We start from the raw sequence: 12,932 nt of genomic DNA, 5'->3' as shown, positions 1-12,932 counted from the left end.
CGGACCGGGCTGAGCGGACCGGGCTGAGCAGACCGGGCTGAGCAGACCGGGCTGAGCAGACCGGGCTGAGCAGACCGGGCTGAGCAGACCGGGCTGGCACCGGGCCGCTCCTGACCGACCCGTCGATTGATGTAAACGCAACGAGGTAGCCTGAATGAATCCATTATTGGAGCGTCTTGGTCATGACCATCGCCGGCTTGCCCAGTTGCTGATGTTGCTCGAGGGCTTGCTCGATCAGTTCCGCGACGGTCTCGAGCCGGATTACGAACTGATGTGCGAACTGATGGAATATCTGACCGACTATGCGGATCAGTCGCACCACCCCTGTGAAGACCGCATCTTCGAGCGCGTGCTAGCGCAGGAAGGGGCGGGCCATGCCATTCTCGGTCAGCTGATGAAGCAGCACCACTCGCTTGGGCAACTCAACCGGCGCTTCAAGGAATCGCTTGAGGGCATCGTCCATGAGGAGGTATTGCGGCGTGATGACGTCGAGCGCCAAGGCCGGGAGCTGATCGCGCAGCTGCGCGAGCACATGCGCCTTGAAGACGAGCAGGCATTCCCGCTCGCCGATGCCTGTCTGAGTGAGGACGCCTGGGCCGAGATCCAGGCGGTGGTGCCCGCTGCCCAGGACCCGCTGTTCGGGCAATCCGATCCGGAGCGCTTCCGGGCGATCTACAAGGAGCTCAACAAGCTGAAACGCGAGCATTGAACAGGCTTAGAGGCCCTGGCAAAACAGCCGTTTGACTCGCGCAACCTCCTGATCTATTTGGTGACAGGGGGCATCCTGTTAGGGCTTCTAAGCTGTCTCAGCGGTGAGGGAATTGCGCAATCCGGTTGAAACCCGGTGCTGCGCGCGCCAATCTGTAGTCTCACAAGTGTTGACCAGGGACAACCTGAAACCTACGGGACCTCGATGAAGTACAAGAACATCGTCGGCTTCGAGCACGACATGTCGGAGCACCTCGGCGTGCTGATGCTGAATCTGGGAACGCCGGAGGCGCCGACGCCAACAGCGGTTCGGCGTTACCTCGCCGAGTTCCTCAAAGACCCGCGCGTCGTCGAGGTTCCGCGCCCGATCTGGTGGCTGATCCTCCATGGGGTCATCCTGCGCGTGCGGCCGAGCCGCTCGGCGAAGGCGTATCAGGCGGTTTGGACTGACAAGGGCTCGCCGCTGCTCGATGTCGCCCGGCGTCAGGCAGCAGGCTTGCAAGAGCTGCTTACCGATCGGCTCGGTAACAACGTCCATGTCGAGCTGGGCATGCGCTACGGCAAGCCTTCCGTTGCCGAGGCGCTGGGGCGGTTGAAGGAGGCCAACGTGCGTCGGCTGCTGGTGCTGCCGCTCTATCCACAGTATTCCGCGACGACGACCGCCTCGACCTTCGACGCCGTGACCAACGAGCTGACGACCTGGCGCTGGCTGCCAGAGCTGCGCTTCGTCAATCACTATCATGACGAGCCCGGCTACATCGATGCGCTCTGCGACAGCATCCGGGCGGCCTGGGCCGAAAAGGGTGAGCCGGAACAGCTGATGTTCTCGTTCCACGGTATCCCGAAGCGTTACTTCATGGCCGGTGATCCCTATCACTGCCATTGCCACAAGACGGCACGGCTGGTGGCCGAGCGGCTCGGGCTAGACGACGATCGCTGGATGGTCTCGTTCCAATCGCGGGTCGGGCGGGACGAATGGCTGCAGCCCTACACCGATGAGACGCTCAAGCTCTGGGGCGCCGATGGCGTTCAGAGCGTCCATGTGATTGCGCCCGGCTTCTCGGCCGACTGCCTTGAGACGCTCGAAGAGATCGCGGTCGAGAACCGAGGGTACTTCCTGGAGGCTGGAGGTAAGGAGTATCACTACATCCCCTGCCTCAACGATGATCCGGCCCATCTGCAGATGCTCGCCGGTCTGGTCGAACGGCATTGCGCTGGCTGGCCCGAGGTGACCGCGCTGTCGAAGGCTGCCGCCTAAGCCTCAGTGTGCTCTGTTGTAAATGCGGTCCAAGTCCGCACCTGCGGGAGCAGTGACAGATTAACCTGACCCGCTGACCGATGGATAAGAATCCGATTCCCACCGAGTTCAATCTTCACCAGAAATCGCATGTGCTGGAGATCGCCTACGATGATGGCGCCCGTTTCCGGCTCCCCTGTGAGTATCTGCGCGTCTACTCACCCTCTGCTGAGGTGCGAGGACACACGCCAGATCAGGCCAAGCTGCAGGTGGGCAAGGAGCATGTGAACATCCGCGATCTAGAACAGATCGGTAGCTACGCGGTGAAGATCATCTTCGACGACGGCCACCGCTCCGGCCTCTACGACTGGCAGTACCTCTATAAGCTTGGCCGCGGCTGGCAGCCCCTGTGGCTCGATTATCTCGATCGCCTGAAGGATGCCGGGCGCAAGCGCACCGCGCCGGACCCGTTCGAGACCCTGCGCGAGCGCGGTGATGAGCCCGCCGAGCTGCCGGCGCAGCAGCAGGCTCAGGCTGCCGGCTAAAGGGCCTGACTCAGCGCTTGCGGCGACCTGCGACCCGCAGCCGCAGCGCATTCAGCTTGATGAAGCCGGTCGCGTCGCCTTGATCGTAGGCCCCGGCGTCATCCTCGAAGGTCGCGATCGACTCGTCGAACAGGCTGTCGGTGTCGGACTGGCGGCCGACCACTATCAGATTCCCCTTGTAGAGCCGCAGCCGCACCTTGCCGTTGACCACCTGTTGGCTCTCGTCGATCGCCGCCTGCAGCATCCTGCGTTCAGGGCTGAACCAGTAGCCGTTGTAGATCAGCGTCGCGTAGCGCGGCATCAGCTCGTCCTTGAGGTGGGCGGCCTCGCGGTCGAGGGTCAGTGACTCCATCGCGCGGTGCGCCTTGAGCATGATGGTGCCGCCGGGCGTCTCGTAGCAGCCGCGCGATTTCATCCCGACGTAGCGGTTCTCGACGATGTCGGCGCGGCCGATCCCGTGCTCGCCGCCGATCCGGTTCAGCTCGGCGAGCACCTCGGCCGGGCTCATCACCTTGCCGTCGATCGCGGTGATGTCGCCGGCGGTGAAGGTCAGCTCCAGCTCGCGCGGGGTGTCCGGGGCGTCCTCCGGATTGCGCGTCCAGCGCCACATCGCCGACCCGGGCTCGACCCAAGGGTCCTCGAGGTCATAGCCCTCGTAGGAGATGTGCAGCAGGTTGGCGTCCATCGAATAGGGTGACTTGCTGCCGTCGCGCTTCATCTCGACCGGCACGCCATGCTCGGCCGCATAGGCCATCAGCTTCTCGCGCGAGAGCAGATCCCATTCTCGCCAGGGCGCGATGATCTTGATCTCGGGGTTCAGCGCAAGCGCATTGATCTCGAACCGGACCTGATCGTTGCCCTTGCCGGTGGCGCCGTGGCTGATCGTGTCGGCACCGGTCTCGGCGGCGATCTCGACCAGGCGCTTAGCGATCAGCGGGCGGGCGATCGAGGTGCCGAGCAGATACTCGCCCTCGTAGATCGCGTTGGCGCGGAACATCGGATAGACGAAATCGCGAACGAACTCCTCGCGCAGGTCCTCGATATAGATCTCCTTGATCCCGGCCGCCTCGGCCTTTGCGCGGGCCGGCTCGACCTCCTCACCCTGACCGATATCGGCGGTAAAGGTGACGACCTCACAGTCATACTCTTGCTGCAGCCAGGTCAGGATCACGGAGGTGTCGAGCCCGCCCGAATAGGCGAGAACGACCTTGTTCACGGAATTGCGTGCCATGGAAATACTCCTCTCATCGGCTTAATCCGCCAGTATATACCGCTGCTAACGCTGTTCCGGATGTCCGATCCTCGCATCGCCAGCAGTGGAACGCAGAAACGGCGGTTGAACGGCCATCAGGGTCTGTTCCGCGGGCCTGCTCGCAAACAGGCCAGCAGGGCACAACGAGGCGGAATCCTCAGGCTATTCCAGCGCGTGGTTGCGCAGCTAGGGATCGCGCGGGGGATGTCCCTTTTCACCAGATCTTCATAGGCTGTCCATGCTGTCGCAACAAAGGCGCGAGACCATGTCGGGTACCGATAGCTTACGAGGACCTGAACGACATGAGTCAGGTGACCCATCTGCGGCCGCTGAAGTACCGGAGCATCTGGATCTCGGATGTTCACCTTGGCTTCCGCGGCTGCCAAGCCGAGTTTCTGCTCGATTTTCTGCAGTCGACCGAGTGCAAGCAGCTGTACCTGGTGGGCGATATCATCGATGTTTGGGCGATGAAGGGCGGTCTGTTCTGGCCGCAAGCCCACAACAATGTGGTGCGTGCGATCCTGGACAAGGCGCGCGGTGGCACCGACGTTGTCTATGTGCCCGGCAATCACGACGAGGTCTTGCGCGGCCATCTTGGCTCCGAGTTCGGCAACGTCCGACTGCGGGACGAGATCGTCCATGAGACCGCTGATGGCCGCCGTTTCCTGATCATGCACGGCGACAAGTTCGATCAGGTGGTCCAGAACGGCCGTTGGCTGGCGATGCTGGGGTCGCGGCTTTATGACTTGCTGCTCGCAGCCAATCACCGCCTGAATGCGCTCCGGCGCCGTTTCGGCTTCGGCTATTGGTCCCTCGCTGCCTACCTCAAGCATCGGGTCAAGAACGCGGTCAACTATATCGGGAACTTCGAGCAGGCCGTCGCCGACGAGGCGCGCCGGCAAGAGGTCAACGGCATGATCTGCGGCCACATCCATCACGCCGAGATCCGGGAGATCGATGGTGTGAGCTATTGCAACTGCGGCGACTGGGTCGAGAGCTGTACCGCGCTCGTCGAGCATCATGACGGTACGATCGAGCTCTTGCGCTGGACCGAGGCGCACCAGGTGCTGACCTCCGAGCAGCCCGTGCCGCAACCCCAACCGGCACCGCGCCCTGCTGCTGCTGCCGCTGTCGCCGCCCGCTAGCGCGCTCTGGCTTACCCTGAATCACGCGACATTTATCGTCCGGGGTGGCACGCCGTGCCATGACCGTTCGTTTGGCGCCCGGCCGGGAGCGAGCCCCGATCAGTCGGTCGGCGGGGTTACGCGCGCGGGGACGGCGGCGAGATAGCGCTCCCAGTCGAAGGTCGGGCCGGGGTCGGTCTTGCGTCCCGGGGCGATGTTCTGGTGCCCGGTGATGCGGTCGGCAGTGATTGCCGGATAACCTGTGCGGATCAGTCCTGTCACGCGGGCAAGCTGCCTGTACTGTGCATCGCTGAAGGGCGTTTGATCCGTCCCTTCGAGCTCGATGCCGATCGCGTAGTCGTTGCATTCCGGGCGCCCTCTGAAGGATGAGCGGCCCGCGTGCCAGGCGCGGCGGTGGAGTGCGACGAATTGCAGCAGTTCACCATCGCGCCGGATCACCAGGTGGGCCGAGACGCGGAGCCCGGCCAGAGTGGCAAAGTAGGGATGGGCGTCGAGGTCGAGCTGGTTGCAGAAGAGCTGCTCGATCCAGGGGCCGCCGAATTCACCCGGCGGCAGGCTGATGCTATGGATCACGAGCAGGTCCGGCTCGACCCCGCGCGGGCGCTCGTCGGCATTGGGCGAGGGCCGCCAGCGTGCGATGGCAAGCCGTCCGTCGGCATCGATCAACCTGGTTCGGCGCTGCGTTATCACGGGTTCCGGGTGACGTTGCTATCCGTTCTCGGTACCGCGTTTGCCGGCGCTGCGCCGCCTGCGATGGCGGCGTGGCAGCATGCCTTTGACGACAAGATCGGTCAGACTGACGATGCCAATGACCTCGTCATGCTCAACAACCGGTGCGCGCGAGAGGTCGAAGCGATTGAACAGTCTTGCGCAATAGCGGATGTCCATTGTCGGGGAGACGCTGAGCAGCGGTTTCGACATGATCTCGTAGATGTTGACACGCTCCGGGGCCCGGTCCTTGGCTAGGACTTGGCGGGCAATATCGGAGATCAGCACAAGGCCGTATTCGTCGTCGGCGTGGCGTTTGCGGACGATCAAGGACTTGGTGTCCACGTGCAGCATGCGCTCGAGGGCCTGCGCCACGGTGTCCATGCCGTCGACCAGGTCGAAGTTCGGCTTCATGACATCGCGCACGCGGATCAGGTCGTCAGCGTCCCGCATGCCTAGATCTCCTCCTGTACCTTGTCGGCGAGCACCCGGATCTGATGGCTGATACCGACAGCGTCTTCGACATCGAGCTGAAACGCGATCCCGCAACCGGCGCGTTCCTCGAAGCGGCCGACCTCGGCAATGGTCTCGAGGATGGGGCGGGCGAGATGCTCTTCGACCAACAGCATGAGTACGTCCCGCTGAGTCTCGAGTGTAAGACCGAAAAAGGTCTTCTGCTTCTCGGCGCCTTCGCCGCGCGCCTGACTGATTACGGTTGAGCCCGTGGCGCCGGCCTCGCGCGCTGCATCGAGCACCTGCTGGGTTTCGGTTCGCTCGACCAAGGCAATGATGAGCTTGAAATGCATGGCTGTCAGCTCTCCTGGCGGCGTTTGGTGCGCGCTCGAGCGCGCAGACGAGTGATCTCGGCCCCGATCTGAGCGTACCCAAGCACGCTCATGATCGGGAATAGGCTGGCGAACGCGATCAGGCCGAAGCCGTCGAGCAACGGGTCGCGGCCGGGGATGTTGCTCGATAGTCCGATCCCGAGCGCGGCGACCAAGGGCACGGTGACCGTGGACGTGGTGACGCCACCCGAGTCGTAGGCGAGCGCCACAATACTGCGCGGGGCAAAGGCCGTTTGCAGCAGCACCACGCAATAGCCAGCGATGATGTAGTAGTGCAGCGGCGTGCCGGTGACGATGCGGAAGACGCCGATCGTCAGTCCGATGGCGACGCCGACGGCAACGGCAAGGCGCAGCCCGCCTGCGGCGATGGTGCCGGCGGAGACCTGCTGCGCCTTGATCGCCACGGCGATCAACGACGGCTCCGCGATCGTGGTCGCGAACCCGATCGCGAACGCGAACAGATAGACCCAATGATAGTCGAGCCAGTGCGCAGTTGTGTGTTCTTGGTCTCCGGTGTTGCCGAGAAAGGCGGGATCGGTGAGCTGTGCGGCCATCAGCTTGCCGAGGGGAAACAAGGCCGATTGCAGTCCCTGGATAAAACAGGCCAGACCCACCACGACGAGCACGAGGCCGAGCACGACACGCCCGAGGTTCGGGATCGGCCGTCGCAGCACCATGACCTGAAATCCGATCAGGATCGCGATGATCGGCAGGACGTCGGTGATCGTACCGAATAGTGGCTCGGTCCAAGCGAGCAGGCGTTGCAGATCCATGCCGTCGAGTCGCCTTTAGACCAGCATGCCGTAGCCCATCACGAAGATCATCGGCGTCAGCGAGGCGAAGGCGATCAGACCGAAGCCGTCGACGGTGGGATTGCGTCCTTCGATACTCGAGGCGAGCCCAATACCGAGTGCGGTGACCAAGGGTACCGTGATGGTCGAGGTGGTGACGCCGCCGGAATCATAGGCAATGCCGACGATCTCTGCCGGTGCGATCCCGGTCATCAGCACCACGCCCAGGTAGCCGCCGATGATCAGGTAGTGCACCGGCCAACCGCGCAGGATGCGCAGCACACCGATGACGATCGCGAGGCCGACCGCCATCGCGACGGTCAAGCGCAACCCGTCGGCGTAGCGTTCGCGTGCGACGTCAGTGGTTGGGATCATTCCGCCTTCGGCGGCGACCAGTGCGGCCTCGTCGGCGACCGCGATCAGCGCAGGCTCGGCGACGGTGGTGCCGAAGCCGAGGCTGAACGCGAAGGCGAGCAGCCAGAACAGGCTTCCCTTGCGGGCGAAGTCCGACGCCATGGTCTCGCCGATCGGGAAGAGGGCGAGCTTGAGGCCTTGGACGAACAGGGTGAGGCCGATCACCACGAGGAGCGCGCCGCCAAGGAGGCCGACCAGGTCCGGTATCGGCTGGCGCAGGACCAGGTACTGGAAGCCCAGGATGACCGCGAGGATCGGGGTCAGATCACGCAGGCTGTCGCGCAGCGAGCTCAGCAGCGGCAATGCGAGCGCCTTGAGCATGCGCGCAGTTCAGCATCCCGCAAGAACTGAGCAGGAATGGACGATCTGACTGCAGGGAGGTCGAAAGTGGACGGCGGGATGATGACGGCACATTGATGGATAGCGATCGCACTGCAAGGCTCGAACGTTCAAACTATAGCCGGCAACACGCCCGCTTGCCGTGAGGGTCGACACAGCTTCCGGGGCCCGGGCATCGTCGAGACGACAGGGCGGGGCGGCGGGATTTCAGTCGGCTGAGATGGCGCTGTATGCGCGGCCTGTTGGCTGATGCGATCGACGCGACACCGCCCGGCGTTTCGGTTCTGTTGCCTGGCACTCCCGGTAAGAGGGGCTGCTCGCGCGCACGAAACAGACGATGGGTCGCGGTTGTCGCTGTGGCGGCGCATGCTGCCTAGACATACCCACGTATAGCAATCTTGGATCTCGATGGGTCGATCTTATGAGCAATCCAACCATCTCCGATGCTCCGAGTGCCGAGCGGTTGGCTCGGCATCATCCACCGCCGGAACTGGTTTCCGCGCAGGTGCGCGAGGCGCTTGCCGAGGATGTCGGGGACGGTGATCTCACAGCGGGCCTGCTGCTCGCTGACGCAAGGGCGTGCGCCGAGGTGATCAGCCGTGATGAGGCGGTGCTTTGCGGGGCGCAATGGTTCGAGGAGGTCTTTCGTCAGCTCGATCCGGGCGTTGTGATCGATTGGGAGCTGCGCGATGGAGAGCGTGTGCAGCCGGGACAGCGCCTGTGCTCGCTCGAAGGCAACCTGCGCCAGCTGCTCACCGGCGAGCGTACCGCGCTCAACTATCTGCAGCTGCTGTCCGGAACGGCGACCCGCGCGCGCCGCTACGCCGATGCCGTCGCCGGACTCCCGGTGCGCATCCTCGATACCCGCAAGACCTTGCCTGGGCTGCGGCGGCAGCAGAAGTATGCGGTTCTCTGCGGCGGTTGCGACAACCATCGCATGGGTCTGTTCGATGCCATCCTGATCAAGGAGAATCATATCTGCGCCGCCGGCTCGATCAGCGCGGCAGTGGCCGCAGCCCGGCGTCTTGCTGGCGGGGTTCCGGTCGAGATCGAGGTGGAATCACTCGATGAGCTGCGCGAAGCACTGGAGGCTGGTGTGGAGCGCGTGCTCCTCGACAACTTCGGGCTGCCCGAGCTGCGCCGGGCTGTGGAGCTGACCGCAGGCCGCTCCCGGCTCGAGGCATCGGGCGGGATCACGCGCGAGCGGTTGCGTGTCATTGCCGAGACCGGCGTCGACGATATCTCGGTCGGCGGGCTGACCAAGCACGTCGAAGCGGTCGATCTGTCGATGCGATTGGTTTCTTGACTACCCTGACCGGCAACTGGCTTCTCGTGCCCGGTTCGGCGGCTGCGGATGAGCGGGGTGTCGGCGATTCGCGCTGCCTATCGCTAGGCCGTTGCGAATTGGCAATAATGACTTGGAATTTTAGAAAATGATAATATAATAATCCCTGTTGTCGCTGCACTGGCGACGACGCTTGCAACCCAGACAATATCGAAGACCGGAGAAGATTGATGAAAAAGCTTGCTACTGCCGCTGCCGTTGCCGCCCTGCTTGGTGTGTCCGCCTCTGCCAGCGCTTGGTGGGGTCCGGGCTGGGGTGGCCCCGGTTACGGCAACGGTTGGGGTGACGGCATCGGCGACATGTTCGGCGACATGTTCGGCGATGGCTACGGCGACTTCAACATGAGCATGAGCGGCGGTGGCCATGGCTACGGCCGTGGGCGCGGCTATGGTTATGGTCGCGGCTATGGCTACGGTTATGGTAACCCGTACTACGGTGGCTACTACGGCGCACCCTATTATGGTGCTCCTTACGCAGCACCTTACGGGGCCCCTTATGGCGCGGCTCCCTACGGCGCGCCGCAAGCGCCTGCTGCGCCTGCTGATAGCGAATCCAAGTAAGATCCGCTAACAGCCTGCCACTAGGCTGAGGCCCGATGGCCAACTCTCAAGGGGGTTGGCCGTCGGGCCTATTGGCGTTGGCGCACCGTTTTTCTTATTCTGCCGGAGTGCCGCCGGACGATGGTGGCGCGGCGGCGATGCGCTTACGGTCTCGCCGCTGGCGGTGAGCCTGGCTCGGGTCTGTCGACGCAATGAGCCCGTCAACCGCAGTGGTCCGCTGCATAGAACAATGAACGGCCTCGATTGAATCCGGTTTTGGGCGCCTTAGGCGATTGCCGGAAAAGCTCGTACCGAATTGCGCAGGATGTTCGTTTGCCTTCGAGGAGCGTCGCCGGGAGCATAGCCGGGCTATGTGACCGGCGGCGCGACGAAGAAGGCGAGCGAAAAGACCAGCAAGGCGGTATGAGCTTTGACAGAAATCGCCTTAGCACTGACCCGTGGGTACGGCGCGCTTCGCCTGGGATGATGCCTGCTCAGGTGATGAGCAACAGGCTACTGTAAGCCAGGCCGAGGCCAATCGCCGAGGCGACGAGCACGTCGGTCGGATAGTGCAGACCTAGGACGACGCGCGAGGCCGCGACCAGTAGCGTGAAGGGGATCAGCAGCCAGCCCAGGTGCGGATAGTAGTAGAGCGCGATCGTCGAAAAGCTCACCGCATGGAGCGTGTGCCCGGATGGGAAGCTGTAGCGATCCAGCGGCGGCACGCTGGCAGCGATATCCGTCGCGTAGTGACAAGGCCGGACACGGCGTGTTCGACCCTTAAGGCTCCGGTAGAGGAGGAGCGCAATCCCACCGACGATAAGCATGTGCAAGGCCGCCTCGAGGCCGTCTAGGCCATCGACGATCGGCAGCACGGCCATCAAGCTGTACCAGAACACTCCGTTGCCGAGACGGCTGATCAGCGCGAACGGGCGCAGTAGCCAAGGGTGCCGATGGGCGCGGTTCCAGCGTCGGCACAGCGGTGTCTCAAGCTCATTCAGCAGTCGCAGGAATGGGTTCATGGCGCTCGCCCCGCTTGCCGGCACAATCGATCACAGAAAAGAGGCGATCCTCGAGGTCCGCGATAACGCGCTCCCAGCTCAGCGATTCGGCGGTTTGTCTCGCCGCCCGCCCTAGATCGCTCAGACGCTCGCGGTCCTCTGCGGCCTGCTCGGCGCATCGCAAGAAGGCTGCGCAATCGGCCATAGGCACACTATAGCCGTTCACGCCGTCATGCAGGTGCTCGCTTGCAGCGGCGTAGTCGAAGGCGATCGGCGCGATTCCGCTTGCAAGTGCCTCGGTCAGCACGTTCCCGAAGGTCTCGGTCAGGCTTGGAAAGATGAAGAGGTCTGCTGAGGCATAGTGGACCGCGAGCTCGTGACCGATCTTGGCGCCGGTGTAGACGTGGCCGGGGTGGTGCTGGCGAAGCTGGGCGAGCTCCGGCCCATCCCCAACGAGCACGCAACGGCTATTCGGTTGGGCGTGGTGGATGCGCCCGAATGCCTCGATCGCAAGCGCCACATTCTTCTCGGCGGCAATCCGTCCGACGTAAAGTGCTACCAGGGTCTGGTCGTCGCAGCCCCAGGATCGCCGCAGCGCTCTGCTGCGATGGGCCGGGGAGAACCGGCCGGTATCGACGCCGCGGCTCAGCACATGCAGGTTCCGGAACCCATCGCGGCTGAGGTCACGCTGCAGGCTGCGGGTCGGGACCAGGGTTGCCTGGGAACGATTGTGGAAGCGTCTCAGCAGATGCGCGATCGGGCGCATCAAGAGGCCGACCCCATAATGGCTGCAATACTGTTGGAACTGGGTGTGAAAGCCAGTCAGCGCCGGGATCTCGAGTCTTTCTGCGACTCGAAGGGCGGCATGGCCGAGCGGCCCCTCGGTCGCGATGTAGACCGCATCGGGTCGGTTGTCCTGCCATAGCTGGCGCAAGCGCTTCCATGCGGGAAGGCCGAAACGCAATCCTCGATAGCCCGGTAACGGCAATCCGCCGACCAACAACTCGCATGGCTCTGCGGCCTGCGATCCGGCCGGGGTGTGCTGTGCTTGTGGTCGATCCGCAGGCTGGCGCGGTCTGACCAGGCCGACCCGATGACCGCGACGCTCGAGTCCGTTGGCCAGCTGAGACAGGGTGTTGGCGACGCCGTTGATCTCAGGCGGGTAGGTCTCGGTGACCAGCGCGACATAGAGCTGCCTGGCGCTCTGGGCCGGGGAATGACAGCGATGGGTCCTGTGGTCAATAGCGCTCATCAGATCGCGACCTCCTGGCCAAGACGGAGAGGTCTCGAGGGCGGCTCGAGCGGGACCTCGAGCGCTGCTGCGATCGCAGCGCGGGATTGCGCCGCGAGTGAACGGCGGTCGATCCCCTCGCTGACGATCGGCTCTCGGAAATGGACCTCGACTCGGGTGGCTCGTCGCTGCAGCACTCGCCAGCCGTGGGCGACCAGGTTGTCATCCCCGACGAAGGGTGCGATCGGGTCGGGCGCGGCGTTGGTGCCGTAGCGGATGGCGACCGGTTGCACCGGAACCCCGGTCTGGCGCGCCGAGGCGAGCAGACGCGGAAAGAATCGCCGGACCTGACGACCATCGCTGGTGCTGCCCTCGGCGAAGATCACGACTGGCTTGCCATTGCCGACCCTGGTCTCGATCTGGTCGGTCAGCGACTGGGCTTGGTTGCCGCCGCGCTTGATGAACAGCGTTCCGACCTGCGCCGACATCCAGCCGATCAGCGGCCAGTCCCTGACCTCGATCTTCGACAGGAAGTCGGTCTCGATCAGTGACCCGAGTACTGTGATATCGAGCCAAGAGACATGGTTAGCGACGATCAGCGCCGGCTTGACCGGCGTTCCGGTCACCTTGGCGACCTCGACTCCCAGTATCGGCAGCACGCGCTGATGCCACCAGCGCACGATCCTGGGCAACGATTGCCAGGGCCGGCCGAGCGCCTGCGAGAGCGTGAAGCCCAGCAGGAGCGTCGTACCGATCAGGAGGTAACCGCTGAGGCGCAGCAGGCGGATGCTCGCGCGCAGGGATGAGGTGCTTGCAGGAGGCATCAGCGCGC

15 protein-coding genes are annotated in these 12,932 nt (G+C 63.8%); 6 read left to right on the top strand and 9 right to left on the bottom strand.

Going from position 1 to position 12,932, the window contains the following annotated elements; translation table 11 throughout:
• Positions 1-154 precede the first annotated feature (154 nt).
• From CKO40_RS17795 to CKO40_RS17785, 3 genes are all read left to right on the top strand, one after another.
• The gene (locus CKO40_RS17795; RefSeq protein ID WP_200347793.1) at positions 155-709 is read left to right on the top strand and encodes a hemerythrin domain-containing protein; all 555 of its coding nucleotides are present in this window, start codon (positions 155-157) and stop codon (positions 707-709) included.
• A 204-nt stretch (positions 710-913) separates the two neighbouring features.
• Positions 914-1,966 carry a ferrochelatase gene (hemH, locus tag CKO40_RS17790; protein WP_200347792.1) on the top strand — a complete coding sequence of 351 codons (1,053 nt, stop codon included), beginning with the start codon at positions 914-916 and terminating at the stop codon, positions 1,964-1,966.
• A gap of 80 nt (positions 1,967-2,046) precedes the next feature.
• Positions 2,047-2,490, top strand: coding sequence for a gamma-butyrobetaine hydroxylase family protein (locus CKO40_RS17785; RefSeq protein ID WP_200347791.1), 444 nt, complete (start codon positions 2,047-2,049; stop codon positions 2,488-2,490).
• A gap of 10 nt (positions 2,491-2,500) precedes the next feature.
• Here CKO40_RS17785 and CKO40_RS17780 read toward each other — a convergent pair whose 3' ends face one another.
• On the bottom strand, positions 2,501-3,721 hold the full coding sequence (locus tag CKO40_RS17780; RefSeq protein WP_200347790.1) for an argininosuccinate synthase: 1,221 nt from the start codon (positions 3,719-3,721) through the stop codon (positions 2,501-2,503).
• A gap of 323 nt (positions 3,722-4,044) precedes the next feature.
• Here CKO40_RS17780 and CKO40_RS17775 point away from each other — a divergent pair, with 323 nt between their 5' ends.
• A complete protein-coding gene (locus tag CKO40_RS17775; RefSeq protein WP_200347789.1) occupies positions 4,045-4,887 on the top strand; it encodes a UDP-2,3-diacylglucosamine diphosphatase in 843 nt (280 codons plus the stop codon).
• A 99-nt stretch (positions 4,888-4,986) separates the two neighbouring features.
• Here CKO40_RS17775 and ampD read toward each other — a convergent pair whose 3' ends face one another.
• From ampD to CKO40_RS25620, 5 genes are read right to left on the bottom strand one after another with little or no spacing between them, the layout of a single operon-like run.
• On the bottom strand, positions 4,987-5,550 hold the full coding sequence (ampD, locus tag CKO40_RS17770) for a 1,6-anhydro-N-acetylmuramyl-L-alanine amidase AmpD (protein ID WP_420827394.1): 564 nt from the start codon (positions 5,548-5,550) through the stop codon (positions 4,987-4,989).
• 45 nt (positions 5,551-5,595) lie between these two features.
• Positions 5,596-6,048 carry a CBS domain-containing protein gene (locus CKO40_RS17765; RefSeq protein WP_200347787.1) on the bottom strand — a complete coding sequence of 151 codons (453 nt, stop codon included), beginning with the start codon at positions 6,046-6,048 and terminating at the stop codon, positions 5,596-5,598.
• Positions 6,049-6,050: 2 nt separating this feature from the next.
• Positions 6,051-6,401, bottom strand: coding sequence for a P-II family nitrogen regulator (locus CKO40_RS17760; protein WP_200347786.1), 351 nt, complete (start codon positions 6,399-6,401; stop codon positions 6,051-6,053).
• Between the two features lie 5 nt (positions 6,402-6,406).
• The gene (locus tag CKO40_RS25625) at positions 6,407-7,213 is read right to left on the bottom strand and encodes a DUF1538 domain-containing protein (protein WP_476702806.1); all 807 of its coding nucleotides are present in this window, start codon (positions 7,211-7,213) and stop codon (positions 6,407-6,409) included.
• 15 nt (positions 7,214-7,228) lie between these two features.
• On the bottom strand, positions 7,229-7,966 hold the full coding sequence (locus CKO40_RS25620) for a DUF1538 family protein (RefSeq protein ID WP_476702805.1): 738 nt from the start codon (positions 7,964-7,966) through the stop codon (positions 7,229-7,231).
• Positions 7,967-8,405: 439 nt separating this feature from the next.
• Here CKO40_RS25620 and nadC point away from each other — a divergent pair, with 439 nt between their 5' ends.
• Together nadC and CKO40_RS17745 are read left to right on the top strand one after the other, a co-directional pair.
• Positions 8,406-9,290 carry a carboxylating nicotinate-nucleotide diphosphorylase gene (gene nadC / locus CKO40_RS17750; protein WP_200347785.1) on the top strand — a complete coding sequence of 295 codons (885 nt, stop codon included), beginning with the start codon at positions 8,406-8,408 and terminating at the stop codon, positions 9,288-9,290.
• Positions 9,291-9,499: 209 nt separating this feature from the next.
• A complete protein-coding gene (locus CKO40_RS17745; RefSeq protein WP_200347784.1) occupies positions 9,500-9,889 on the top strand; it encodes a sulfur globule family protein in 390 nt (129 codons plus the stop codon).
• A gap of 473 nt (positions 9,890-10,362) precedes the next feature.
• On the opposite strand, the gene CKO40_RS17740 is transcribed toward CKO40_RS17745, so the two are convergent.
• Genes CKO40_RS17740 through CKO40_RS17730 form a run of 3 tightly spaced genes read right to left on the bottom strand, consistent with a single transcriptional unit; the run spans position 10,363 to position 12,924 of the window.
• A complete protein-coding gene (locus CKO40_RS17740; RefSeq protein ID WP_200347783.1) occupies positions 10,363-10,890 on the bottom strand; it encodes a phosphatase PAP2 family protein in 528 nt (175 codons plus the stop codon).
• On the bottom strand, positions 10,862-12,121 hold the full coding sequence (locus CKO40_RS17735) for a glycosyltransferase family 4 protein (RefSeq protein WP_200347782.1): 1,260 nt from the start codon (positions 12,119-12,121) through the stop codon (positions 10,862-10,864). Before CKO40_RS17735 ends, CKO40_RS17740 begins: the two co-directional genes overlap by 29 nt.
• Positions 12,121-12,924: a lysophospholipid acyltransferase family protein gene (locus CKO40_RS17730; RefSeq protein ID WP_200347781.1), complete on the bottom strand. Its 804-nt coding sequence runs from the start codon at positions 12,922-12,924 to the stop codon at positions 12,121-12,123. The genes CKO40_RS17735 and CKO40_RS17730 overlap by 1 nt, the downstream gene beginning before the upstream one ends.
• Positions 12,925-12,932 lie beyond the last annotated feature (8 nt).

The sequence above is a fragment of the Halochromatium glycolicum genome (assembly GCF_016584085.1).
Taxonomy (GTDB): Bacteria; Pseudomonadota; Gammaproteobacteria; order Chromatiales; family Chromatiaceae; genus Lamprobacter; species Lamprobacter glycolicus.
This window is presented reverse-complemented; position numbering and strand designations above follow the sequence as displayed.